Consider the following 22,418-nt stretch of genomic DNA (forward strand, 5'->3'; position numbering starts at 1 on the left):
CTAAAGACGGTTCATGAGCGTTTGTCGCTCAAGGCCCACCATATGATCCGCACCATCAGCGGCCAGCAGCGACAGCTGCACTGACGGGTGAAACCCGCGCTGCTGTCGCGGCGGCGGCTTGCTTCGGCGATGCGCAAGCGGCGCTGCAACCGCCTTTCCGCCCGGACGCTCGGCCGGACATGGGGCGTGTCGATCGGCACGATCGCCTCAGGCGGCATTGCGACGCCCCCCGTCCAGTGCGGCATAGCTGGCAAACAGACGATCGAAATGGCTGTCCATCGTGCCGACTTGCGCGGATGCGTCGGCTGCGCGCCGACGCCATGCGGCCGGGTCGCTCGTCGCCAAATGCTCGATCGCCTGCGCCAGGCTCGTGGGTAGCCCGGCGCGATAGCGCAGGCCAAGGCCCGGCCCGGCCTGATCGGCGGCCCCACCTTCATCGGGAACGATGACCGGCAGGCCGCTCGCCCGCGCCTCCGCCGCAACCATGCAGAAGGTTTCCGCCTCGCATCCGTGAACGAGCGCGTCGGCGCTGGCGAGCAGGGTGGCCAGCGCAGAGCGATCACGCGTCGGCGCCAGCAGATGGATGTGCGGATTATGTGCCGCTGCCCGCCGGACGCGCGGGCTATCTCTACCATCGCCGATCAGGACCAGCCCCACCGACTGACGGCACCCCGCCATGGCGACAGCCTGAATCACCTGCGGCCAGCGTTTCTCCGGCGCGTGGCGACCGACGCCGATCAGCAACAGACTATCGGGACCAAGGCCACAGGATCGCAGCAGATGGTTTCGCAGAGCCTCATTGCGAAGGGTGGGGGAGAAGATGCCAGGCTCCACGCCCATCGCGATGGTCCGCGCCCCGCTTATGCCGCCATCGCGCAGCCGGGCCGACAGGCTTTCATTGGCGCTGACGATCAGGTCGAATGCCGCATCGAGCCTGCGGAGGTGTCGCCAGTACCAGTCGAACCCACGATCGATCGTCGCCCGTCGCGCGACCGGGCCGAACCAGCGATAGGCATAGGCCGACAGCGGGTCGGCGTGCATGACGAGCGCGCGGGGCGCATCCCCCTGCCAGCGCCCTACCATCGCAGCGCTGGACCAGGGCGAAGAGGCTTCGACCAGGTCGGGCTGCAACCGATCAAGCATCGTATGAAGCGAGGCTTCGTCATCGAAATAATGATAGCGGCGATCCAGCGGGAAGCGTCGCGCGGGCAGCATTACGATCTGCCCATCACCATCTGTCGGCAGGACCGCGCCGCGTTCGCCGGGCGCGAGGATGATGACTTCATGCCCGGCTTTCGCGCCAGCCTTTAGCTTGCGTTCGACATAGGTTTTCACTCCGCCGCCCTGCGGCGCATAGAAAGCGCAGACATCGACTATGCGCATGACATCAATGCTCCAGGGGTCCGAAGGAAAACAGGCTGCGGCGATAGTTGAGGATGATGGCGATCGGGGTCGGCCCGGAGAGAGCGCGGGCGCTCGCAGCGCTGGCTGACGGCTTGTTCATGCCCAACTTTGGATTACCCGCGAACCCGATGCCGTCGATCGGCAGGGCGAATTTGCGGTTGGCGTCGCGATCATGCAGCAGGCTGAGCGCATAGACGCCCGGCCCCGGCGCACGGATGCAGAGCTGGATCGGTCCGGAAGCGGGCACGGTGGTTTCGACGCGCCGGAATGGCTTGCCTGCTGCCACCAATATATTGTCGTCGGCCAGGAAATCGGTGTCGTTCGCCGGATACAGCTCCAGCTTCAGCCGGCCCTTACGATCCTTGATGCCATCGACGGTGACGAGGAAAGATGGGCCATGCTCATCCGCGCGGCACTGGCCTTCCGCCTTACCCAGATCGGGCGAGGAAGGTAGCGACGTCGCCGCCGCCCAAAGGAGCAACGGCGCGATCATGCCCGGTTCCCGCGCCGCAGGCCGCTGGCGCCCAGCGCGATCCCCACCACGAGATGGGCGGCCAGGATCAGCGTCGCCATCAGCGCCATGGCCGACACGATTTCGTTGTCTCGCCCGATCAGGAAGGCGGCCATGCCGGCAAAGACGACATCCTTGTTGGGCAATAGCGGCAGGCGAGAGATCAACTGACGCAAGGTGGCCAGCAATATCCAGGCGCCGACATCTACGGATGGCAGCAGCACATGCCACATGCCGGCCGCCAGCAGGGTTGTCGCGACGATGCGCAGCAGATGGATAACCGACACGAACCACAGGTCTGCGCGGGGCAGGGCGAAGAGTTTGTGGCGCAGCAACATCGCGATCAGCGATGTCGCCAGCACGAACAGGATGGACCCTGTGATTTCCCAATGCGTGACACCGATGGGGAGAGCGTCGAACAGGGGAATGGCGATCGCCAGCATCGCCAGCGTGACGACGTTGCCGACCAGCGCGGACAGGATCGTCACATCCTTGAGCGCGCCGAAAGGGGCCGCCTTGATCGCCGCGCTGCGCCGCGCCCAGGCGTAGAAATAGACCTCGCCCAGATAGCCGAGCAATATCTCGTTGCTGACCAGCTTGCGCAGCAGCGCGCCGAATCCGCTGGCGGGGATGCTCCACAGACGGCGAAAGATCACCCATTCCGATACCGGCCCGGCGGTATAATAGGCGACGAAGGCCATCCAGAAGAGCGGCGATGTGGGCATGAGCATCCACAGGCTGGCCCGGTCAAGATCGCGAAACTGATGGAGCGCGACCGCCAGGATCAGGATCGACACCAGCGGCCCCGCCCACAGCGTCCAGTTGCGGCCGGAGCGGATCAGCGGCTGGGGATCGATGATGGCGGCGAGGGGAGCCGCAACCTCGTGATAGAGCGGATGGGATCGAAGGACTGAACCGGCGGATATTTGGTCCGTCATGAATATCTCGTCATTGTTGCGTCGGACGCTCTGACGGCGCGTGGGTCTCGACACCTCAGTCGAAGGAAACGAAATTATTCTGCCGGGCGAAGGCGTTCCGCCGGATCGACTGGAAACAGGCCACATAGGCGTGCGATGCGCGTTCGATGGTAAAGCGTCGCGCTTGTGCCAGACTGACCGCACGATCCTGACGCAGGCGGCCGGCATTGCCTATGGCTGCGCTGAACTCGGCCAGATCGCCTGGCTCGACCAGATGGGCGAGGGCGCCGTGGCCGGTCAGCGCCGCCATACTGACGCTGCATCGAGTGGCGATGATCGGGAGCCCGGCTGCCAATGCTTCCACGATAACGGCAGGCACGCCTTCATAGTCCGACGACAGCAGGAACACATCGAAATCGCGAAGACGGCTCGCCGGGTCGGGCACATGACCCGCCAGTTCGACGCGATCCTCGATACCAAGATCGCGGCACAAAGTCGTCAGCATAGCGCGTTCCGGGCCGCCACCATAAACGGTCAGTCTGTCCAGCGCCGTCGCGCCGCGCGCAAAGGCGCGCAGCATTAGTGCGATATTCTTCTGGGCCGCCAGTCGTCCGATCGCGACGAAACGGATAGCTTCGGTCCGGGCGTCGCGTGCTGGCCTGACGGCATGATGCAGCCGCATCACCTGCGCCTCGTCCAGGGCAGGGTCCGCAATGATCGATATGCGTCCGATCGCGGTGGGCATGGCCTCCGCTATCTCCGCCGCCATCGGCTCTTCCATCCCGATGAAATGATCGATGAAAATACCGTGCAGGCGCAGCCATCGGCGATAGAGCCAGCGGACCGGGGCGATCATGTCCCGGCGCTCCAGGTCATTGCTGATCTTCGCCAGAATCGGCGGACAGCGCCGCCCCAGCAGCAGCTTCATCGCCAGCGTGACGATCGTATAACTGTTCCCGGCGCAGAACAGCGCGTCGGGTCTGAGCCTGACAATGGCGCGCGGCAGCATCGCAATCATCCACAGCGTCTCGATCCAGCCAGTCGAAAAGGGTTGGCGCGGCACCTCATAATCCAGGCCGCCAGCCATTTCGTCGCGCATCGCGCCGTCTGCCCGTCCCATGAAGAGTGGTGCATCGACGCCTTGCGCCCGCCACGCGCGCACGAGCCGCAGGGCCACACGTTCGACGCCGCCCGGCTCGAAACTGTGGAGGAAGGTCAGGATGCGCATGGCTTGGTGGGCGCGGGCATCAGGTCGCCATAGCGTGCCGGCGCATGGCTGCGTCGCACCCGTCGCAGCGCATCGTCGATGCTGCGTATCAAGGACGGAACATGCGCATCGCCGGGATGGACCGCGATCCGAACCACCGGTGCGAAGCGCAGCAGCGGAGGCAATATGTGGGCAACAGCCAGCGACGATGCGATGCGCACCCGGCTGCGGCTGGCCCAGGTGATTACCGGGCCGCGCGCCAGTGTGGCGCCGGTCTGAGGCGACCAGACTTTCATATGATCCTCCGCCAGCGCGAACCCGGCCTGCTCCAGCGCCGCAAGCGCTGGCGCGCCATAGAGCCAGGCGGGCGCGACGAAGCCCGCAGCAGGCTTGCCGCAAACATCCTCGATCAGCGCCCGGCCATCGGTCATGCGTTGCAGGGCGGCCGCATGACTAAGGCCCAGAAACTCGCCTTCCCCCGCCGTCATGTGGCGAGCCTTGAACCGGGACGCCGCCCCGGCGTGCCGGCTGTCGTCGCGATGATACCAGCCATGCGCGAACAGGCTGACGCCCTGGTCGGACCAGTCGCGGAGGCGTGATGCGAAGGGCGATCCTGCGATCAGGGGATGGGCGCCCCAATGATTGGGCACCACCAGCATCGCCAGATGCTCAAGGGCGACGTGGCGCGACACATGATCCACCAGCCGATCGACTTCGGTTTCGAAGCGGGGACCGACATCGTGAAGGGACAGCAGCAGGCGGCGCTTGGTCATAGGTGGAAGCGCAGGCTGGCCATGGCGCGCCGGTCATTGTGGAGCGCCGCCTGGTCGACAAGGCCAAGATCGGCGGCGGGCCGCTGCATCGCGCCCAGCGAAAGGCGCCAGTCGATTCCCCCTGTCGTCGCTGAGGTGGCGGTTGCGAAGGCGAGTTCCAGGCAATGGCCTGTCAGCGGCGCGCCGCCGATCGTTTCCGCCAGACGCGTCAGATCGTCATGGCGCGCCGAGCGCGCAACCGAGAGATAGTCGAGCGACAGACGGCTTTCGTCGCCAAAGGCCAGGGCCATGCCGACCCGTGCCATCCGGGTCGCCAGTCGACGAGGATTGACGTCGACAATCTGCAGCCGCCGACTCATGCGGGCATAGTCGGCCTCGATAATCAGACCGAGGTCCGAAACGAGGGGGATGGCCGCCGAGAGGCCAATGCCCTTCGTCGACCAGCGATCGCCGTCGAGTCCGCGATTGCCTTGATCGGCGCCATTTGTGGCGCGGGTGACCGACAGCGATAGCTCCAGCGCACCGACCGACAGACGGGAGACGCGGGACCGGACCTGGGCAAGATCGAAACGATCGGCGAGGCTGAGCATCGTTGCATAGGGGGGCTGAGGGCGCGCGCCAGGCACCGGCGGGGCAGCTGTACGCGTCAGTCGGGCGGCGCTTGCGACCAGCAGGTCGGTCATCCGCATCGGGAGGCCGGCTGCCTGCGCCATTGCCGTCACTGGATAGCAAACGGTCATCGCCAGGAATATCGCCGCAATCTGTCGGTGATTTTGCATCATGCCCGCTTTCCGGTTTTCGCAGAGACGACGCCGCCCGCTGCAACCGCAGTCGGGAAGATCTCGGAAAATTCCTGAGCGGGCGGACTGCGGTCGCCGCATCACGATGCCGTCCAACGGCGGACAAGCGGGAGACGGATCTTGCGAATGAAGAGACACATTGCCCTGGCGACGATCCTTGCCACCTCGATCGGCGCAGCTGCTCCTGAATTGCCGGTCAGTTATCGCGGCCCGCTCCAGTCACTCGCGTTCGATGGGCGATTGTCGGTCATGACTTATAATATCCATGGCCTGCCCTGGCCGGTGGCATGGGGCCGCTCCGACGCATTTGTTCAGATGGCACGGCGACTTGGAACCTTGCGGGCGCAAGGGCGGCAACCGCATGTCGTGCTCCTCCAGGAAGCCTTCACGCAACAAGCTCAGGCGATTGGCCATGCCGCAGGCTATCCTTATGTCGTCGCGGGGCCATCCGCCGACATGGCCAGTCCCGAATCCGCCGATACAGCGGACGCCCGCTACATGGCGGCCGGATCCTGGACTCGCGGGGAGGGGCTGGGCAAATATGTCGGCAGTGGGCTTCAACTCCTTTCCGACTTTCCTATCGTGGGCGTGCGCAGAATGGCCTTCCCGGCTTTCGCCTGCGCAGGCTATGATTGCCTTGCCAACAAGGGCGCGTTGATGGCCAGCCTTCGCTTGCCGGGCAGCGGTGATCGCGTCGACATCATCACCACGCATCTCAACAGCAGACGCGCATCGGGCGTGGCGGACGACCGGTCGTTGCAGGCCTATCGCCTGCAGGTGCGCTATCTTTCTGACTTCATCCGTAAGGCACATGACCCGGCCCGTCCCCTGATCGTGGCGGGCGATTTCAATGTCGGGAGCGTGGCGCCGCGCCGCGCCGCGCTGCTATCGCATGTGCAGGCCGACTGGAGTCAGAGTGGCGACATCGACGACGCATTCGGCGAAGCGGTCCGGCACCATTTGCCGCTGTCGGACGACGCTCGTTATGCGCAATGGAGAGCGCGGGACTGGCAATTCTACACGCCAGGGCATTCGACCGACATCGAACTGGAGCGGTTGGATGTGCCGTTTGGCCATGCCGCCGATGGCAGCATGCTGTCCGATCATGTGGGGTACACCGCTACGTTTAACCTTGCCCCGCGCCAGCGTGTCACCAGGAGCGTGCAACCGAGAGCATGAGCGTGCGGGGGCGCAGCGGCGTATATTGCGGCGCGGTGCGGATGGAGAAAGGGTTGCCGAACGCGAAGCTGTCACCATGCACGTCGAGCAGATTGTCCATCCGGACACCCAGCGTCCACAGGTCGCGCGACAATTCAGCATTGGCCGAAGCCACGGTATAATTGCCCATGTTCCGGTCCAGATCGTCATCGAAGGACAGGCGCGCCTTGCCGACATAATTGGCCTGGATTGCGGTCTGTCCATGCCAGTCGTTCGACAGGGCGAAGCTCTTGCCGAGCGCGATGCGCCCGGCCAGCGTCGGTGCGATGGGCAGGCGGCGATCGTCCAGTTCCACGCCGTCCGAGGCGTGCGTCAGCCGCGCCGACTGGACGCTCCCGCCCGCGGACAGGGTGAAGCCTTGGCCGATGGCCCATTCTGTCGTCATCTCCCCGCCGATGATCGCACCGCGTCCGGCATTGCGTGTCGATACCAGGCCGTTGGCCAGCAGATAGTCGGACTGAATTTCGTCCCACTGGGTATGATACAGGCTGGCAGACAGCGACAAACGTCCATCGTGGGACGATCGACGTATCCCAAGATCGATAGTGCCCAGTTCGTCGGCGTCAAACTGGCGTGATGCGCGCATGTCAGCCGGAGCCAACCCACCGGGGCGCATCGCCCGCGCGTAGCGCAGATAGAGGAGGCCGCGCCCGCCCAGGTCCAGCGACAGCGCTACACTGGGCGACATGATTGTCTTGTCGATACGCACCGAGCTCATCGCCGGGTTATCTCCCGTCCCATCCTGTGCGATGCTGTGAAACAGGCGCGCGCCCAATGTCAGGTCCAGCCGATTCACGATCCGCAGCGTGCCTTCGCCGAAAGCCGCATATTCGATTACGCGACGATCATAGGTCTCTACTGTCTGCGAGGCGTCGCTATCGTCCATGACCTGCGCGCTGCCGCGCGTCGTCGCCTGAAGATAGGACAGGCCTACCAGCCAATGATCCGGGCCGCCGGACGCGAGCCGCATTTCCTGGTTGAAAACGGAATAATGTCGCTGGTCCTCGAACCGGACGGAACCGTTCAGGCCGAAGAGGGCCGCGGCTTTGCTGGCATCCAATATGTAATCGAAGCCGTGATCGACATAGCTGGTGGCCGATGTGAGCTCCAGCGCGCCGATCGCGCCCTTGATCGTGCCATGCCACAGCTTGAAATCATTATCGGTAGGCTCCGCAAAAGCATTTTGCCGACTGAGCGTGTCATCGGACGCCACCACATATTGGCTGTCGCGGGAATTGATGTCCTGCAGGACAAAGCCCGCATCCACCGTCCAGTTGTCAGCAGGACGCCAGCGCATGCCGAGGCGCAGGCCCACCGTCTCGGCCGAATTGCTGCCGCGTTTCGCGCCGCTGTTGCTGATCCACCCGCCATTGACGAAGCGATAACCTGCAGCGCGGACCGCCAGCCTGTCATCTACTAGAGGCAGGTTGAGAACGCCTTCGATGCCTGTGCCGAGCTGGCCATGCTGGACCGCTTCGGTCGAGAAACGGACTGATCCGGATATGCCTTCGAAGTCGGGCTTGCGGGTTACGATATGGTAGATACCACCTAGGGCGCCGGACCCGTAGAGGGGCCCTTGTGGGCCCTTTAACAGTTCCACCCGATCCACGTCGATGAGCCGCAGGTCGGGGTCCGGCGCATTGAAGGTCACGCGCGCTTCATCTACCTGCACTGCGACCGTGGACTGGCTGAACCCATTCAACGGGCTATCGGCCACGCCGCGAATAAACTGGCGATTGCGTCCCGGACCCATATTGGTCATCGCCAGCCCTTCCAGGTCGAGGCTGATATCGCGGCTCGATGGCGTGCGCGACCGGGCGAGCGGTGCGAAGGATAGGACCGAAACGGACAGAGGTACCTCACGCAAAATCTGCGCCCGTTTCTGGGCGGTCACGATGATGTTACCCGGCGGAGGAGCTACCGGCGCTGGCGGCGGCGGTGGGGCGGGGCGCAGCGTCCGGGCCTTGGGTGCCCGTTCTATGCGATAAAGTGTCGCGCCGATCCGCACGGCGCGCAGGTCGGTGCCGACGAGCAGTTTTCGCAGGATCTGATCGGGCAGCATATTGCCCGTTACCCGCCGCGTCATGACATGCGGCATATCTCCGGGTAGTCCGACCGAGATTCCTGTGGAGGCTGAAAATCGATCGATCGCGTTGCTGAGCGGTCCGGCGGGAATATCCACCGACCGGGTCTGTTCGCGCGCCAAGGCCGTAGATGTCAGGAGTGCAGGCTCAGCGCACAGCGCTAATGCGCACAGCATTGCCCGAAGATTGTGCTGCGATCCCCATGACGCCGGCCAGATCGCCGACCAGCTTCGATCCGTCGCCGATGACCAGACTGCCCGAAAAATGATTCTTCTCCACGGACGGATCGACGATGATCGCTTTGCCGGAATAGCGGCTTATGTCCGCCGCGACGAGGGCCAAAGGCGTATCGGTATAGGATAGGCGACCACGGCGCCAACTGCCGATCTGCGCCACATCGACTGGCGCCAACGTGAGTGCGCCGCTACCGCCGACAAGTTGATGCCCGGCGCCAAGTCTTACAGGCTTGGCGACGCCTGGTGCCTCGACCGAAACCACGCCCTCTGCGACGCCAACGCGGAAGGATCCGTTTGCCAGATTGACCGCGAATCGCGTGCCGATGTCGCTGATCCGATAGGTTCCCGCCGACACCGTCAGCGTCCGGCCAGGGTCGTGTCGCACGTCGAAATAGGCTTCACCCCGCGCCAGTTCAATAGCGCCCGCATCCTTGCCGGTCACCACGATCCGGCTGGACGGCGGGAGGATGACGCTGATCCCGTTCGCCAGAGCCAGGCTGCGGTTCGTCGTCCCGCCATTCTCATACATGACGGGATCGGCGCTGGATCGAAGGATCGGGACGGCAGCCAAGATTGCCAAGCTGGCGGCGATGGCGCCACTCCACAGCAATCGGGGGCGCCAACGGTTGGGAAGGGGATCGGCCGGAACGGTCAAATCCGGCGCCAGCAAAGGCTTAATCTGCTCCCTGTTGTCCGAGATCGCGGCATCCATCAGCGCAACGGAATCGAACGCTTCGCGATGGCGCGGATCGGCTTCCAGCCACGCCAGATAGGCGTCCCAATCGGCATCGTCCTGCTCAAGCGCCATCTGCCAGGCAATCGCTTGGTCCAGCATCTGCTCGTCCATTTCCGGTCGCGCCGTCATGGCGTGTGCCTTTCTTTCCTCTTGTTCCTTCTGTGACGATAGCGTGACACCATAACCTCAGTCCTGCAGCGCGCGGCGAAGATATTTCATCGCTACGGCCATATGTTTCTCGACCCCGCTCTTGCTGATGCCCAGCCGTGCCGCGACCTCTTCGTGACTCAGCCCCTCGAGCTTGTGCAACTCGAACGCCCTACGTGCGCCATCCGGAAGGTTCCTGATCGCCGACACCAATGTCGCGACCTCCTCGCGCGCCAATATCGCATCCTCTGCCGTTTGGCTGCGATCGAGAGGTTCTACGCCAGCGGCGGCAAAATCGGTCGCCTGATCGCTCCAGCGCCGTTCCCGTTCCATCCGTCGTTTCTTTTCCCGCAGACGGTCCACGACGAGATTCTGCGCCATACGATAGAGATAGGCACGACCATTATCGATCGGTCCAGCGGTGACATTCCGGGCCTTCAGCCAAAGTTCCTGAAGCACATCGTCAGCCTCTGTCGCATCGCCCATTCGCGCAATGAGAAATCGACGCAGATCCCCTCGATGAACGCCATACAGGGCTTCCAGGCCACCATCGTCGATCAGGCTCATGCTGACGGGTTTGCCGATAAGTGGAGCCAGCAGGAAGCGATTTTTCTGCCTTCGTGTTCAAAGTCTTTCGCGTCTGACGCCGCTCAACCGTTACAACATCTCAAATGGCTTCGACGGCATGTGCCTCAAATGCGACGCCCAGCCGTTTGCGCATTGCGCCAAAAATGGCAGCGAGATTGTCCATGCTCGGATTGCCGTTTTCTGACAGCATCCGATGGAGGCTTTTGCTTGGATGCTTGGTTTCCGCGGCCAATGTCTCGAAGCCGACCGACGCATTGACCAAATCACGGAGGATCAGTCTCGCGACATGTGGTTCGCCATTGAGAAATGCGTTCGCTGCCTCGTCCAACATGCCCTTGGCAAATGCGGAATCGCGAGCGGCGCGCTCTTTCACCGTTTCCTTGAAATCGCGGGTCAGCACCATCTTGCTACTTCCTGCCTTTCCTGCCGATTGCCTTGCGGGCCTTATATTCACTGAGCAATTTGCCAGCTTGGTCGATATCGGCTGCCTGCCGCCTCTTGGTTCCACCGACGAACAGGATGATCAATTCATTCCCTTCTTGGGCAAGGTAGAGCCGGTATCCTGGCCCCCAATCAATCCGATACTCGCCGAGGCCACCACCGATCCATTTGACGTTCGATATATTTCCCAATTCTAGCCGCACGATGGCCGTTGCCGCTTTGGCTGCCGCTAAGGAATCCAGATTGTCAAACCATGCACGGAACGGACAAGAGCCGTCCTCACGGATGTATTCCTGAACTATCAACTCATGCCCTCATAAGTAACATATACGTTACCAAATGTCCAGTGTGACGTGTCGTCAGGCAGCCAGCCGCATGCGGTCCAGTTTGGCCGCACCCTGCGCTAGCAGCTTGGCGATTTCGTCCGATGTGCGCCGAACAGCGAGTTTCAGGGCTTCATCGACGTGAATATAGTCCTGCGTCACATTTTGTGATGCGTGACCCAGCATCGCGCGGATCGTCAGTTCGGAAAAGCCCAGTTCTGCGGCGATGCTGGCAAATGTATGGCGAAGAGTATGAGGCGTTACGCCGGAGATGCCTGCATATCCGCAGACGCGTTGCAAGCAAGCGCTGACGGCGGTGAATGGGCCATCGCCTGTCGTCGCCGGGAACACATATGTACTAGCCACAATCTGGGTCTGTGCCACGATTACCTTGATTGCTTCAGGACCGATCGCCCGGATTTGCTCGCCGGTCTTGGTATCGGGAAATGCCACAAAGCCCCCCATCGGGTTTACCCATGCCCGCTGCATGGCCTGCCCCTCTTCGCGACGATATCCCGTCAGCAGCAATAATTTGATCACGGCAATTCCGGTCGGGCTGACGCCTTGCTGCTCCGCGTAGACCATCGCTTTCCCGAGCGTTTCGATTTCCACGACACTAAGTCGCCGGGTCTTCTTGTTGCCCGCGAGTTTCTTGGCACCCTTCGTGGGATGCTCAGCTAGAAGGCCCTTATGCTTGGCATGGCCGAGTATTGCCTGGATTGTTCCCAGGCAGCGCGCTGCTACGCCGGGACCACCGGTTGCTTTGCCGCCACGTCCGCCGCTACGGCTTTTCTGGGTCTTATGATTTTTGACGTCGTCCTGCATCTCTTCAACATCAGCGATCGTCAGGTGCCGTGCGATGCGCTTGCCGAGCAAGGGCTTAATGTGCGTCTTGATCCGGCTCTCATCCATCGCAAGCGATGATTCTTTGATTGGGCGATTCTTACGGCCGAGGATTCTTCCCGCTCGCGCTTCCGTCAGATACCAATCGCACAGTTCGGTAACGGTCATTTCTTTGCGAGCGCGCCGTGCTTCTTCGGCCGGATCCTCACCCTTCGCGACCTCGCCCAACTTGACCTTTGCCAAGTCTCTCGCTTGGTCAACAGTCAGTACGCCGAAGCGGCCAAGTTTGATGCGCCGGATGCGGGCTTCCTTGTTCATATACTGAATGACGAAGGTCTTGGTCCCCGTCGGCCCGACGCGGATCCCGAAGCCCTTAATCTCGGTGTCCCAGATGAACACCTGACCCATCTTGGGTGGGATAAGGGCGTCGACGGTTCGCTTGTTGAGCTTGGCCTGTGCCATGTGGTCGCCTCCATTTTATTACGCGAGCCCTGGAAAACCGAAAAGTAATAAGGACGTAATAAAAATCGATCGTTTCGTGGGGAATTGAAGGGTAAGGCGTCGTATCGATAATGGCAATATCTATTTGAAATAGCGTATAAAATCGTATAATGGAGAATTCTGGCGTAAGCGTTAAAATCGGGTTGCCAAGGTTGGGGTCGAGGGTTCGAATCCCTTCGCCCGCTCCAGTTTTCCAAAGACTTACGATAGGTTGAGACGGTGAAGGTGAAATTTACCCCACCACATCCCTGCTCGCATTGCGATTAATTCCTATCGAGCCGCTCGTTCGGTGCGACCGAGAGCCAGCGCGTTTTGGAGACTGCGAGGTCAATTCAGCCGAGGCGTGGTCCCGGCGGGGGAGCGGGTAAAATCGCATCTATCTATCTCGTCTAGAAATCCGCCTCTCACGCGAGTGAAAAAAGTACCGACCGACTGCTTCCTCCAGAAACAACGGCGGCGCTCGTTTGGAATGAAAACTTACGGAGACGAAGGGGCGGCGATTAAGTCGTCAACACCGGAATGGCCCTCTGGTAACGCCAACCTGCCTTGATCATCGCGCCGATGATGGCAGCGATCAGTATGACGTCCGCGGCCAAAACAACAGGATTTGCCAGACCCCGCAATGCTGCGTGTACGAACAAGGTGACGACTGTCGCAATGGCTAGTGCGATTCGGAAGGAGGCTGCGGCCTTGCCTGCCGTGGGTGTGAGGAGAGCCGCCGCCCAGCATGAAGCGGTGAGCATCCAGTAGCTTGCAACCGCCGGAACCTGACCAAGCAGCGTGAGTAGGGCGACCGCCACGATCACTGTCGGCTGTCCCCAGATCAATGCTACCCACAAGCGTTCGAGGCGCGGCGTAGCGCGGCCTTGCTCGCGACGCCGCGCTAACCAGACATTGCCACCAGTCGCGACAATCAGAGTCAGGCCCATGCCCAGCAGGGCGTAGATGATCTTGAGCGCCACGCCACCATAGGTGCCATAATGGAGCGGTGTGATCATGCCGTAGATGCGCATCCCGGCATTGCCGTCCGTCAGACCCGCCCGCCATTTAAAACGACCGTCCGCGTTGAACAGAAAAGCTTCGTTGCGCGCCAGATGGCGGGGCGCCGCCACCATGATGCGGACCTGTTGTCCGATAGTGCCGGCATGTTCGATCGCCAACTGGGTCACGGCCGCGCCGGGCGCGCGCAGCTGGATGTCGCGCAGCATCCGCGCGATGTCAGGCGGCGGCGCCGCGCGCGTATCGGCACCGGCCTGCGGACCGAGCAGCGAGGCGATCGCCTTTTCCTGATCGCCCTTGTAGGCGACCATGGCCAGGATGATGGTGATGAGGCCGGCAAGGCCCAGCAGCGATCCCGTCAACGCCACGATCAGATGGAACGGCAAGGCCCACACGCCCACGCGATTATGCAGGTCGGCATTGGTCAGCCGCCGCGACCCGCCCCAGCGCAGACGAAAGGCGTCCTTGATGATGCGGCGATGCGCCAGCAGGCCAGTGACGATGCTGGCAAGCAGGATCGTACCGAAAATGCCGACGATATAGCGACCGATCGCGCCCGGCAGGGTCAGGTTGAAATGCAGAAGTTGCATGAATTCCAGCCAGGGCGTTTCCGCGTGCGGTACCAACTGTCCCGCCGCATCCACATTCCAGTCGCGATGGTCGCCTTTTTCGCCATAACCGATGACCGTCATGCGCGGCAGTTCGTCGGTGGGCATCTGTATATAGACGTCGTGTGCCACGCCCGCCGCCTGCGCCTTGGTCAGTGCGCGGAAGGAAATGGCGGCGATGTCCGGATCCGACAGGCGGGCGATGGCTGGCGCATCCGGCCGCTCCCAGATGGTGATCTGGTCGACCAGCACCAGGATTGATCCGGTCAGGCACAACACATAGATGACTGCGCCGAACAGGACGCCAAGCAGGCCATGGCCTTCCATGGCGGCGCGGGTGAGGCTCTTGGGTATCTGCATACTATCAGCCCGTGACGAACGTGATGCCGGCACTGGTTGCAGCCAGGCCGAGGAAGACGCCGATCTGGAGTAGTAGGCGGCGATCGCAGGCGGTCCAGGCGATCGCCGCGCCCCAGAGCGAAGGCATGGCGAGCGCCGCGAGGATGAGCCGCGTCTGCTCCGCTACCGGCGCGCGCGTGGCAAACAGCATGGCGAGGCCCATGGCGGCGGCGAAGCCCAGCAACCCTGCCGTCAGTGCGCGGGCTATTCCCCGACCATAGCGGCGGGGCGGAAGCGGCGGCGCAGTGCGATCGCTCACAGCCTGGGCGGGCCGGACCTCGATCCGGGTCAGGATGAAGGCGAAGGCCACCAACGCCGCCGTTTCCAGCGCAAGCGCCATGCCGATCTCTGGACCAAAAGCATCGATCCAGGCCCAGGTCGACAGGCTCCATAACGCAATGGCGCCGGTCCCGACGCGCCAGCCCATCGCATGGCGTGTCCAGGCCCGCCAGCACAGCAGGATGCCGAGCAGCGATGCGGCCACCGCCACGATAATCATAAAAGCCGCCCCATGACCCACCTCATAACATGGCTATATTGCTACTGATATTGACTCGCAACATTTATGTTTTTACGGCGCGTCCATCTTATGGGGGGACTGACCATGTTTCATCGTATCTTTGGCATCGCCTTGCTGCTCGCCGGCACAGCCCCTCTGGCCTATGCGCAGGAAGCGGCAGATGCCAATCCGTCCGGATCAGCGTCGGACAATGGTGAAATCATTGTCACCGGGCAGAAGGCCAATCGCACCCTTCAGGAAACCCCGGCCAGCGTCGCTGTGGTGACCAGCGAAACCATCGCCAACCAGAATTTGCTCAGCGTCTATGATATATTGGAGCGCACCCCCAATCTGGCGGTGGACGGCAACAAAACGACCTTCTCAATTCGCGGCATAGATGCCTTCAACGTATCGGGGGGTGGCGATGGCGCGCTGGCCAGCGTCTATCTGGATGGCGCCGTCATGCCGCGCACCGCCCTCACCGCCGGGCCGCTCGACCTCTACGACATCGCCCAGGTCGAGGTGTTCCGTGGCCCGCAATCGACCGTACAGGGCCGCAATGCACTGGCTGGCGCCGTCATCATCCGCACCACCGACCCCAGCTATGAATGGAGCGGTCGCTTCCGCGCATTGATGACCGACAAGGACGGCCAGCGCCGGGTCGGCGCCGCGATCGGCGGGCCACTGGTCGATGGGCAGGTCGCATTTCGTCTGGCAGGCGAAATCGCGCGCGCCGACGGACTGATCCACAATGTCACCACCCATAAGGATGCCGATCGCCGAGAGTCGGAAACGATCCGGGCCAAGTTGCTGCTGACGCCTGACTTCTTGCCGGGCTTGCGCGTCGTCGCGACCTTCATGCACGACCGGCACCAGCGCGGCACGTTCTACAGCGAGTTCGACGCGCCCTATAATGGCCGGGACCGTATCGCCACCGAAGACGTCATGGACGACCAGACGGTAAGAAGCGACATTGGCACGGTGGAGATTGGCTATGATCTGGGTGGCGGCCTCAGCCTCACCTCCGTCACCAATTATAGCGATATCCGGTTCCGGTCAGTGGGCGATCCCGATCGTGGCCCGACGCCAGGCCAGACGAGCCGCATCTATGACCCCGACAAGACCTTCCAGCAGGAATTGCGATTCAACATCGACAAAAGCTGGGTCCATGGCTTGATCGGCGGCTATTATCTGCGCGACGACAGGCGCGGCTATCAGTTCGAGGCGACGCAGAGCCTGAATCTGACGCGGCTGGGCCTCGACCGGCAGTTGCTGGCGATGGGACTGCCCCAAGCCACAGTCAACGCCGTCCTCAATCTTTATGGCGGCGTCGTGCCGATCCGCAACAGCCTGTCGCAGCCGCGCCTGACCGAAAATTACGCCGGCTTCGCTGACCTGACCTTCCCGGTCACGGATCGTTTCCGGATCAACGTCGGCCTGCGTTACGACCATGAAACGCAGGAACGCGGCGCGATTCAGACGGTGGTGATCGACCGGGCGCTGCCTGATCCTGCCAATCTTCCGATCCCGGCACTGGCGCCGATCATCACGCAGCTTAATGCGCTCCTGCGCGGAACGGCGGCAGGCGCCAACAGCGTAGAGCCGGTGCGCCCCGTCACCTATCAGGCCTGGTTGCCAAAGATCGGCCTCACCTATGATCTCGCCAGGGATGTGGCGCTCAGCTTTACCGCGCAACGTGGCTATCGTGCGGGTGGTTCAGGCCTGAACCAGCAGCGCGCGGCAAGCTACGACTTCGATCCGGAATATACGTGGAATTACGAGGTCGCGTTGCGATCCGAGTGGTTCAATCGCCGCCTGACGCTCAATGCCAACGGCTATTGGATCGACTGGAAGGACCAGCAGGTCTCGGTCCAGTTGACCCCCGGCGCGGTGTTCGACACGCAGGTGGTGAATGCGGGCAAGTCGCGCCTCTATGGCTTCGAAGTTGAATTGAGCGGTCGGCCGACCAGGACGCTGAACCTTTATGCAGGCGCAGGTTACAGCAACACCAAGTTCCAGGAATTCAACGTCACCATCGGATCGCTCTCGGCAGCGGCGCAGGGCAATGAATTTGCCCGCGCGCCTCACTGGACCCTGTCTGGCGGCGCGACCTTCCATCATCCTAATGGCCTGTTCGCCAATCTGAACGCCAATTATCGCAGCGCCTATTATCAGGACACGGTCGATCAGACGTTTCGCGACATTCCTGGCCGCACGCTGGTCAATGCCAAACTGGGTTGGCAGGGGGAGCATTTCGGCGCTTTCCTAACCGCCAGCAACATCTTTGGCGTGCAAAAACCCAGCCAGTTCTTCACCGATTTCGATGGCCGGGTGCGCGGTACGCTGACCGAGCCAAGGATATTGGGATTGAGCTTCGAAGGGCGGTTCTGAGCGGAACGTCAAGGGGCGATAATGCGTGCGCGGGGATCGTTGCCTCGCGCAATGCCTGTTTACGGAAACATGGAGCTCCCATCAGAAGTAACATCGCCCCTTTGCTGTCGCTAAGAGAAGAAGCCACATGGTGACGGTACGCTATCCACATCTAGGCTAGCGATCACGCATTCCCGGAGGCGCAGCAAAAAAATGCGGTTCTATGTCGCCAGTGCGATTGGGACCCGATAGATTGCTTCTGCGTTTCCGCCGAGCGAGCGACATAGATTAAGCCCAGCCTGCAGGAGTGGGAGAGCAAGGCGTTTCATTGCGTCGTTCAAACGGACTTCCGGGCCAGCGATACTTAGTGCGCCAACAAGACGATCCCCCTGACCGATGACGGGGACCGAAATGGACGCGACGTGCGGGGTCGTGACACCGGACGTGTAGATAGGAAGCCGGGGCAGATCGGGTTTCACATCCGGCCAATGTTCAAACAGTTGCAGCAATTGTGCCGACGCCGAACCGTCCAGCGGCCTTTGCGTGCCCGGTTGCACGTCGAGCCGTAAATTACTGGGTGAATTGACGCGGAACAGACAAAGGCGCACGTCACCCTGCCGAACATAGAAAGTCGCGGTTTCCTCTGTCTCGAACGCCAGCTTGGCGAGGATCGGCTGCACATGCCGCTCCAGGTCGCTGCCTTCCCTGAAGATAGAGTTGAGACGCGCGACCTCGCTGCCGAGCTGATATTGACCGTCGGGCATGCGCACGAGCAGGTTATAGCGTTCAAGCGATACCGCCAGACGCAGGATGGTGCTTTTCACCAGTCCGGTGCGCTCCGCCAATTCGGCGAGGCCCAAAACGCCGTCGCCCTGCTTGAAGCTCGTCAGCAGAAGCAGCCCTCTTTCGAGGGCTGCGACGCCTTCGAGTGCGGGCCTGTCTTTAACATCTGTCGCCATTGCAATCCTCATTACTCCGACTGCTGTAGCGGACAGGTTTGGATCAGGCTATCAAATCCCTTCGCATCCGAGGCGGTTAAGGGCTTCTTCGACCCATGCCCGGGGATTTTCGCCGCGGCGGATTTTTTCCATCTGCTCGGTTTCGGCGGCATGTTTGGCGGCCGCCTTGGCGCACACAGCCTCTGCCTCGTCGATCCCGACGGCCAGCAAGCCATCGTCATCGCCCAGGATGAGGTCGCCGGGATGGATCACCATGCCGTCGATCGCTATGGGGACATTCACTTCGCCCGGTCCGTCCTTGTAGGGACCACGATGGGTAATGCCCGCCGCGAAAACCGGAAAGCTTCCCGCCCGGATCGCGGAAGCGTCGCGAATCGCGCCATAAATGACGATCCCAGCCAGCTGCCGACTTTCCGCATGCGCCACCATCAATTCGCCGATCAGCGCGTTCGTAAGGTCGCCGGACCCGTCCACGACCACGACGTCGCCCGGTTGCGCGATGTCCAGCGCCCGGTGCAGCATGAGGTTGTCGCCCGGCCGCGCCTTCACAGTCACGGCCGGTCCGGCAAGCACGCCCCCACCGTGCATCGGGCGTAGCGCCGTGCCGCCCGCGAACATGCGATTCATGGCGTCGCTGACATTGGCGACCGGCAATTGCGCGGCGCGCTTGACCAGATCAGCCGACACACGCCGCTCGACGGGCAGGACCCGAAATCCGATGCTCATATAATCTCCAGTGCGGGGTTAGAATTTGAAGCGGAAGCCGACGCGGTAGATGCGGCCGAACGTGTCGTAGAGCTGGGTGTTGGTAGCCACAGCGATCGATCCATCGCCAGGCGCGAATGGCGGGTCCTGGTCGAGGACATTCTGCACGTTCAGATACAGTTCCGCCCCTTTACCCAACTGCTCGAACTTGTAGGCGAAACGCATGTCCCAATAGGCCTGCGCCTTGATATCCTGAAGGTCGACGGCGGCTGGCCCCTTGGTGTTGTCGTAGCGCCCACCGCCGATGAAGCGGACCTGATTGAAGAAGTTGAAGTTGCCGCGATTGAAATCTGCCTGCGCGTTGAACCGCCAGTGCGGGTTGGCGTTGATCCCCACTTCGCCCGCCCGGTCGATCGAAGGCGATCCGGGCGTCGTCGTCGCAAGCTTCCCGACATAGGAGATGACGCTGCGGAGCGACAGTGAGGTCGCATCGTCGGCAAGCGGCACACGATAGCTCAGTTCGACGTCCACGCCATTGGTTTCAAGCGTGGACAGGTTGATCGGATAAGCGGTCAACGCTGAGATATTTCCCGCCGCATCCCGCTGGATGAATCCGCAAGCAAGCTGGTTGCCGGCAAAGCACTGATCGACGCCCTGCTGCGCGGACAGCGAACCGATCGCGTCATTGATCTTGATGTCGTAGTAATCCGCCGAGATGCTGAAGCCCGGAATGAACGCCGGTTGCAGCACAGCCCCGAGCGTCAGCGTATCGGCCTTCTCCGGTTGCAGATTGGCGTTGCCGGTCGTCGTGATGAAGATCCCGGACGTGCGGATATTATTCCTGAAAGGATCGACCACGGTAGCGGACTGGGTCCGGCCGCTGGTGAAGAGTTCAGACAGGTTGGGCGCGCGAATATCGCGAGAGCGGGTGGCACGCAGGCGCAGCGCGCTGATCGGCGTCCAGCTGAGGCCCGCCTTCCAGGTCGTCACGCCGCCGCTGGTGGAATAATCGGTATAGCGAACCGCACCGTTAAATTCGAGATCGCGAGCGAACGGCTGATCCTTCAGCAGCGGAATCACGGTTTCGACATAGCCTTCCTTGACGTCGTAGCTGCCCGCCCAGGGTTGCGGATTGGCGAACAGGAATGCGCCTGCTTGCGACAGGGCATCTACGCTCAGTTGCGCCTGCTCCTTGCGATATTCGCCGCCCGTGGCGAAAGAGATGGGGCCAGCCCAGCCTTCGAACAGCGTTCCCGATATATTGATAGCGGCGACGTCTTCCTTGAAGGTCGAATCGGTTCGGCTAACCCCACGTGTGTAAGCGAGCGCCGCCGCCGAAGGCGACCCGACGCCGAACACGTTGAAGGGTGCGCAGCCGTCATTGGGATTGGTGAGAGTTGACCGGCAGACGATCTGGCCATTGGCCGGATTGACGACGGCATCGACCGCGCGCGTGAAGTTGGGCGTGATCTCATTGTTGATGACGTCGGTCTGCTGCTTGGTCCGGCCGTGCTGATAATAGCCATTGACCTTCAGTCCGGCGAGTTCGCCCTTGAAACCGGCGACGTAACGATCCGTCTTGGTATCGACCGACACGTCCGTCAGGCCGCCTTCGATCGACCAGCGAATCATGCTGAGCGACGTCACCTGTGGGTTTGCGGCGAGCATCGTGCGCAGCTGTGCAGGCAGAAAGGCGTTGTCGCGCCGGATGGTGATGAGGTTGGTCGCCAAGTGGCGGTTGGTCGAGGTGGAATAGCGCGTATTGGTCGTGCCATAGGACGCTTCGCCGAAGATGGACCATTTATCCGTCAGATCATATTCTGCGCGGCCGAAGAAAGCGGCGCGTTCCAGCGGACGGTTAATTTCCTGCAGGAGCTCGGTGTTGACGCCGTCGCCACCGATCTGCTGGGTTGCGGTGCTGTAGGAACCGTAGCTGTAGGGCAGGACCGTACCCCCCGGTCCGAATTGCAGTGCACGGAACATAGCGTTCTGCGCCGCTGTGCCACCATTGCCAGTGGTGATCAGGCCACCATAGCTGCCGATCGCGCGAACATCCTCCGCCCCGATCAGCGCGGGGCCGCCAGCCGGACCGTTGATAAGATTGGAGCCGCGACGCGCCCAATCCCGTTCGCCTTCCAGAATACCCTTATTGCGATAATATTCGGCGCTCGCCAGCAGATGCAGGCGATTGTCCGCCAGAGCCAGGCCCCCGGTTAGCGTTCCGCGCAGCTCCTGATTGTCGCCCGCATCGGCAATGCCCGAAGAAATTTCACCCTTCAGCCCTTCGAAGCGGGTGTCGAGCACGAAGTTGACCACGCCTGCGACCGCATCCGAGCCATAGGCTGCGGACGCGCCGCCGGTGACGACATCGACTCGCTGAATGAGGCCGGCTGGCAGCAGATTGACGTCCACCGTGCCAAACTGGCTGGCGGCGACGAAGCGGCGACCGTCCAGCAGCGTGAGCGTGCGGACCGCGCCCAGATTGCGCAGGTTGAGGAAGCTCTGGCCGCCACCCTGCGTGCCACTGGCGCGCTGCGGCCCGCTCGTAGCAGTCAGCGCCGGCAGCGTCCGCAATGAATCGGCGATGGTGGACGGCGCGGCCTTGGTCAACTGGTCGGCGCTCAGAACGGTAACAGGCGTGGGCGTGGTAAAGCCGCTGCGCCCGATGCGCGATCCCGTCACGATGATATCGGGAGCGTTATTGGCTTGCGGAGTCGCTTCTTCCGCGACGGTTCCCGGCTGCTCGACCACCGCCTGCGTCGCAGGATCAGGAACAGTCTGTGCCGCAGCCAATGGAATGGCAACGATCGTCGCAACACCGCTCAACAAGGCGGTACGGCTAACACGCGTCATGAAAGCACTGATCTTCATTCACCCTCTCCCCAAAAATTGGCTCGTGCCACTTATGGGCAGCTTCATACGCGTCCCAAAAATGATTGCAACGATATTTTGAAACGCTGTTGCGTTTATTCTCGCAAAGCATAAAACATAATGAGTGACTCGTGGAGCGAGCGTGTGGAGAGGATAATTTTATGACTTTGTTGAGGCACCGCCTTCGCGCGACATCGGCGTATGCGTGTTAACGATCGGTTGCGGCGTAGCGCGCTGAGCGCATCCATAGACATGAAGACCAGGACGGGCGTGTCGACT

20 protein-coding genes are annotated in these 22,418 nt (G+C 62.0%); 2 read left to right on the forward strand and 18 right to left on the reverse strand.

What is annotated here, in order from left to right; translation table 11 throughout:
• Nucleotides 1-11 precede the first annotated feature (11 nt).
• Genes U5A82_RS04405 through U5A82_RS04435 form a run of 7 tightly spaced genes read right to left on the reverse strand, consistent with a single transcriptional unit; the run spans nucleotide 12 to nucleotide 5,594 of the window.
• Entirely contained in the window at nucleotides 12-218 is a 207-nt protein-coding gene (locus U5A82_RS04405) for a hypothetical protein (protein WP_326288963.1), read from the reverse strand.
• On the reverse strand, nucleotides 208-1,383 hold the full coding sequence (locus U5A82_RS04410) for a glycosyltransferase (RefSeq protein ID WP_326288965.1): 1,176 nt from the start codon (nucleotides 1,381-1,383) through the stop codon (nucleotides 208-210). Before U5A82_RS04410 ends, U5A82_RS04405 begins: the two co-directional genes overlap by 11 nt.
• A gap of 4 nt (nucleotides 1,384-1,387) precedes the next feature.
• Nucleotides 1,388-1,897, reverse strand: coding sequence for a DUF2141 domain-containing protein (locus tag U5A82_RS04415; protein WP_326288967.1), 510 nt, complete (start codon nucleotides 1,895-1,897; stop codon nucleotides 1,388-1,390).
• Nucleotides 1,894-2,853 carry a hypothetical protein gene (locus U5A82_RS04420; RefSeq protein ID WP_326288968.1) on the reverse strand — a complete coding sequence of 320 codons (960 nt, stop codon included), beginning with the start codon at nucleotides 2,851-2,853 and terminating at the stop codon, nucleotides 1,894-1,896. The genes U5A82_RS04415 and U5A82_RS04420 overlap by 4 nt, the downstream gene beginning before the upstream one ends.
• 55 nt (nucleotides 2,854-2,908) lie before the next feature.
• Nucleotides 2,909-4,060: a glycosyltransferase gene (locus U5A82_RS04425; protein ID WP_326288970.1), complete on the reverse strand. Its 1,152-nt coding sequence runs from the start codon at nucleotides 4,058-4,060 to the stop codon at nucleotides 2,909-2,911.
• On the reverse strand, nucleotides 4,048-4,812 hold the full coding sequence (locus U5A82_RS04430; protein ID WP_326288971.1) for a polysaccharide deacetylase family protein: 765 nt from the start codon (nucleotides 4,810-4,812) through the stop codon (nucleotides 4,048-4,050). Before U5A82_RS04430 ends, U5A82_RS04425 begins: the two co-directional genes overlap by 13 nt.
• Complete coding sequence (locus tag U5A82_RS04435; RefSeq protein ID WP_326288973.1) at nucleotides 4,809-5,594, reverse strand: hypothetical protein; 786 nt, start codon at nucleotides 5,592-5,594, stop codon at nucleotides 4,809-4,811. The genes U5A82_RS04430 and U5A82_RS04435 overlap by 4 nt, the downstream gene beginning before the upstream one ends.
• A gap of 144 nt (nucleotides 5,595-5,738) precedes the next feature.
• Here U5A82_RS04435 and U5A82_RS04440 point away from each other — a divergent pair, with 144 nt between their 5' ends.
• A complete protein-coding gene (locus U5A82_RS04440; RefSeq protein WP_326288975.1) occupies nucleotides 5,739-6,791 on the forward strand; it encodes an endonuclease/exonuclease/phosphatase family protein in 1,053 nt (350 codons plus the stop codon).
• On the opposite strand, the gene U5A82_RS04445 is transcribed toward U5A82_RS04440, so the two are convergent.
• The 8 genes from U5A82_RS04445 to U5A82_RS04480 form a co-directional block, all read right to left on the reverse strand.
• Nucleotides 6,763-8,928, reverse strand: a complete 2,166-nt coding sequence (locus tag U5A82_RS04445; protein ID WP_326288976.1) for a TonB-dependent receptor — start codon at nucleotides 8,926-8,928, stop codon at nucleotides 6,763-6,765. The genes U5A82_RS04440 and U5A82_RS04445 overlap by 29 nt on opposite strands.
• A gap of 133 nt (nucleotides 8,929-9,061) precedes the next feature.
• Nucleotides 9,062-10,015, reverse strand: a complete 954-nt coding sequence (locus U5A82_RS04450) for a FecR family protein (RefSeq protein WP_326288978.1) — start codon at nucleotides 10,013-10,015, stop codon at nucleotides 9,062-9,064.
• A gap of 57 nt (nucleotides 10,016-10,072) precedes the next feature.
• On the reverse strand, nucleotides 10,073-10,600 hold the full coding sequence (locus U5A82_RS04455; RefSeq protein ID WP_326288981.1) for an RNA polymerase sigma factor: 528 nt from the start codon (nucleotides 10,598-10,600) through the stop codon (nucleotides 10,073-10,075).
• A 100-nt stretch (nucleotides 10,601-10,700) separates the two neighbouring features.
• The gene (locus U5A82_RS04460) at nucleotides 10,701-11,024 is read right to left on the reverse strand and encodes a helix-turn-helix domain-containing transcriptional regulator (RefSeq protein WP_326288983.1); all 324 of its coding nucleotides are present in this window, start codon (nucleotides 11,022-11,024) and stop codon (nucleotides 10,701-10,703) included.
• Nucleotides 11,025-11,028: 4 nt separating this feature from the next.
• Nucleotides 11,029-11,367: a type II toxin-antitoxin system RelE/ParE family toxin gene (locus tag U5A82_RS04465; RefSeq protein ID WP_326288984.1), complete on the reverse strand. Its 339-nt coding sequence runs from the start codon at nucleotides 11,365-11,367 to the stop codon at nucleotides 11,029-11,031.
• A 54-nt stretch (nucleotides 11,368-11,421) separates the two neighbouring features.
• Nucleotides 11,422-12,690, reverse strand: coding sequence for a tyrosine-type recombinase/integrase (locus tag U5A82_RS04470; protein ID WP_326288986.1), 1,269 nt, complete (start codon nucleotides 12,688-12,690; stop codon nucleotides 11,422-11,424).
• A 539-nt stretch (nucleotides 12,691-13,229) separates the two neighbouring features.
• On the reverse strand, nucleotides 13,230-14,696 hold the full coding sequence (locus U5A82_RS04475; RefSeq protein WP_326288989.1) for a PepSY-associated TM helix domain-containing protein: 1,467 nt from the start codon (nucleotides 14,694-14,696) through the stop codon (nucleotides 13,230-13,232).
• A gap of 4 nt (nucleotides 14,697-14,700) precedes the next feature.
• Nucleotides 14,701-15,234 carry a hypothetical protein gene (locus tag U5A82_RS04480; protein ID WP_326288990.1) on the reverse strand — a complete coding sequence of 178 codons (534 nt, stop codon included), beginning with the start codon at nucleotides 15,232-15,234 and terminating at the stop codon, nucleotides 14,701-14,703.
• A gap of 105 nt (nucleotides 15,235-15,339) precedes the next feature.
• On the opposite strand from U5A82_RS04480, the gene U5A82_RS04485 reads away from it, so the two are divergent.
• Nucleotides 15,340-17,625: a TonB-dependent receptor gene (locus U5A82_RS04485; RefSeq protein WP_326288992.1), complete on the forward strand. Its 2,286-nt coding sequence runs from the start codon at nucleotides 15,340-15,342 to the stop codon at nucleotides 17,623-17,625.
• Nucleotides 17,626-17,825: 200 nt separating this feature from the next.
• Here the strand turns inward: U5A82_RS04485 and U5A82_RS04490 are convergent, their stop codons facing one another.
• The 3 genes from U5A82_RS04490 to U5A82_RS04500 are packed head-to-tail and all read right to left on the reverse strand — an operon-like array spanning nucleotide 17,826 to nucleotide 22,139.
• Entirely contained in the window at nucleotides 17,826-18,563 is a 738-nt protein-coding gene (locus U5A82_RS04490) for an IclR family transcriptional regulator (protein WP_326288993.1), read from the reverse strand.
• Nucleotides 18,564-18,614: 51 nt separating this feature from the next.
• Complete coding sequence (locus U5A82_RS04495; RefSeq protein WP_326288995.1) at nucleotides 18,615-19,289, reverse strand: RraA family protein; 675 nt, start codon at nucleotides 19,287-19,289, stop codon at nucleotides 18,615-18,617.
• Between the two features lie 18 nt (nucleotides 19,290-19,307).
• Nucleotides 19,308-22,139: a TonB-dependent receptor plug domain-containing protein gene (locus tag U5A82_RS04500; protein WP_326288997.1), complete on the reverse strand. Its 2,832-nt coding sequence runs from the start codon at nucleotides 22,137-22,139 to the stop codon at nucleotides 19,308-19,310.
• Nucleotides 22,140-22,418: the final 279 nt, after the last annotated feature.

It is taken from the genome of Sphingobium sp. CR2-8, from assembly GCF_035818615.1.
GTDB lineage: Bacteria > Pseudomonadota > Alphaproteobacteria > Sphingomonadales > Sphingomonadaceae > Sphingobium.